This is a genomic window from Kitasatospora sp. NPDC007106, assembly GCF_040634455.1.
Classification (GTDB): domain Bacteria; phylum Actinomycetota; class Actinomycetes; order Streptomycetales; family Streptomycetaceae; genus Kitasatospora; species Kitasatospora arboriphila.
The window spans coordinates 1-2502 of record NZ_JBEYFP010000828.1; the positions used below are offsets into that span (position 1 = coordinate 1).

General features: G+C 75.9%; 2 protein-coding genes. One reads left to right on the plus strand and one right to left on the minus strand.

All coding sequences use genetic code 11. The features are described 5' to 3' along the window. The first annotated feature begins 371 nt into the window (after window positions 1-371). Window positions 372-956: a TMEM165/GDT1 family protein gene (locus ABZ641_RS32910; protein WP_344624660.1), complete on the plus strand. Its 585-nt coding sequence runs from the start codon at window positions 372-374 to the stop codon at window positions 954-956. 86 nt (window positions 957-1042) lie between these two features. Here the strand turns inward: ABZ641_RS32910 and ABZ641_RS32915 are convergent, their stop codons facing one another. Next, window positions 1043-2392 carry an MFS transporter gene (locus ABZ641_RS32915; protein WP_359987808.1) on the minus strand — a complete coding sequence of 450 codons (1350 nt, stop codon included), beginning with the start codon at window positions 2390-2392 and terminating at the stop codon, window positions 1043-1045. Window positions 2393-2502: the final 110 nt, after the last annotated feature.

Here is a 2502-nt window from a genome sequence, read left to right on the forward strand (position 1 = left end):
GCCGTCGGGACGGCCGAGGCACGACGTCGTCCTGCTGGAGCGCCGCAGCCCGGTCGTCGACTGACCGCGGCCGCCGCGGCCGACCCCGGGGCGGGTGTCCCGCACGGGCCCGATACACTGGAGGTGCGAAGGGGAGTAGTCCCGAAACACCGGTACGTCGACACACTGGACGCCCGCACACCAGCGGACGGCCCGGCCGCCGGGCCGCAGCACCTCAGGGTGGTGCGGTGGACGAGACCTTCGGCAAGGCATGACCGGCGCCCGCACCCGCGGGGGTCGATTCGTCGTGCCGGGCCGAGGCGTCCTCCCGGACCACCCACGACGGGTGTTCGCACCGACACTCCGGCCCGGCCCCAGTAGAGAGCCTCCGGATGTCCCTCGACCCCCTGGCGATCCTCACCGCCTTCGGTCTGATCTTCCTCGCCGAACTCCCCGACAAGACGATGTTCGCGTCCCTCGCCATGGGCACGCGGATGCGCCCGCTCTACGTCTGGATCGGCGCCTCCAGCGCCTTCATCGTCCACGTCGCCATCGCCGTGGGCGCCGGAAGCCTGATCGGCCTGCTGCCGAACGTCGCCGTGAAGCTGGTCTCGGCCGCCCTGTTCGCCTTCGGCGCCTTCGTGCTGCTGCGCAGCGGCGGAGACGAGGACGGCGCGGACGAGGCCGGCCGGACGGTCACCGGGTTCTGGCCGGTGTGGACGGCGGCGTTCATGGCCGTGTTCATCGGCGAGTGGGGCGACCTGACCCAGATCACCACCGCGAACCTCGCCGCGACCAACGGCGTGCTCTCCACCGCGATCGGCTCGGCCGCGGCACTGATGAGCGTCTCCGCCCTCGCCCTGGTGGTCGGCCGCTTCATCGCCAAGCGGGTGCCGCTGCGGATGGTCCAGCGCGTCGGCGGTGTCTGCATGGGCCTGCTCGCCGTCTGGTCCGTGGTCGAGGCCTTCGCCGGCTGACGTCCGCGGACGCCCGCATCCTCCGACTGCCGCCGCCGGCCCCCTGCCGGCGGCGGCAGTCGTCTGCGGACCTGCGATCGGTACGGCTAACGCACCACCGGGCCGCCGCGGGCGGTCAGGACGACGGCGGGGAGCACGGCGAGCGCGAGGAGGCCGCCGCCGAGCGCCAGCACCGGGTAGCCGGCGAGGTCGACGACGGCGCCCGAGGCCAGGCCGCCCGCGGCGCCGGAGACGGCGATGGCGACGTCGACCATGCCCTGGGTCCGGGCCCGGGTCGCCAGCGGCACCGCGTCGGTGATGATCGCGGTACCGGCGACCAGCCCGAAGTTCCAGCCCAGACCGAGCAGGGCCAGCGCCAGCGCCAGCAGCGGGACGGACCCGCCGGGTGCGAGCGCGGCCAGTACGCCCGCCGCGAGCAGGGTCAGACCGGAGGCCGTCGCCAGTGCCGTCCGCCCGTAGCGGTCGACCAGCCGGCCGGTCAGCGGCGACGGCAGGTACATCGCGCCGATGTGGATCGCGATCACCAGCCCCGAGGCCGCGGTCCCGTGCCCCATGTCGTGCATGTGGACGGGCGTCATGGTCATCACGGCCACCATGACGCCCTGGGTGAGGACCATCACCGAGGTGCCGAGCAGCACACCGCGCCGGATCCCCGCGGCCGGCTCCTGCACGGTGTCCGCCCGGCCGGCGGCGGCATCCGCACCGGCGGCCTCGGCGCGTTCCCGGGCGAGCAGCAGCGGGTCGGGGCGCAACCCGATCGCGAGGACGGCGGCCGCCGCCGCGTAGGCGGCCCCGGCCAGCAGGAACGGCCCAGCCAGCCGGGGTATGCCGAGGACCGCCGCGAGGTCCCCGGTGGGTGCGGCCAGGTTCGGGCCCGCGATGCCGCCGAGGGTGGTGGCGACCAGCACGGTCGACACGGCGCGGGCCCGGTGGGTGGGCGCGGCGAGGTCGGCCCCGGCGTAGCGGGCCTGCAGGTTGGTTGCCGTCCCCGCGCCGTACACGAGCAGGGCGGCGAACAGCAGGACGGGACTGTCGGCGACGGCGGCGGCGATCACCCCGGCGCTGCCGACCGCGCCGGTCGCGTAGCCGAGCGCCAGCCCCGGCCGGCGGCCGCGGGCCGCCGAGACGCGGCTGACCGCGATCGCGGCGATCGCACTGCCCGCGGTGAACAGCGCACTGGGCAGGCCGGCCAGCCCGGCCGAGCCGAGCATCTGTTGCGCCAGCAGGGCGCCGACGGTGATCCCCGCGGCGAGGCCCGCCCCGCTGAGCACCTGGGAGGCGACCAGGACGGTCAGGACGCGGCGCTGCGCGGCGTCGACGGGCGCGGCCTCGGCGGATGCGGCGTCGGCGGATGCGGCGGAGTTGGGGGACGCGGCGGGGGCGGGGGCGTCGCCGGGGTCGGGGGCGGTCGAGGGCGTCGAGGCGGTACTCGTCACGGAGCGGGCCCTTTCGGCGGCAGGTCGGCGTACGGGTCGGGGACCGGCCTGGACTTCCGGGCCGGTGGGACAGAGGCATCATGCCGTCGGCACCGTCGCGGGGGAACGCC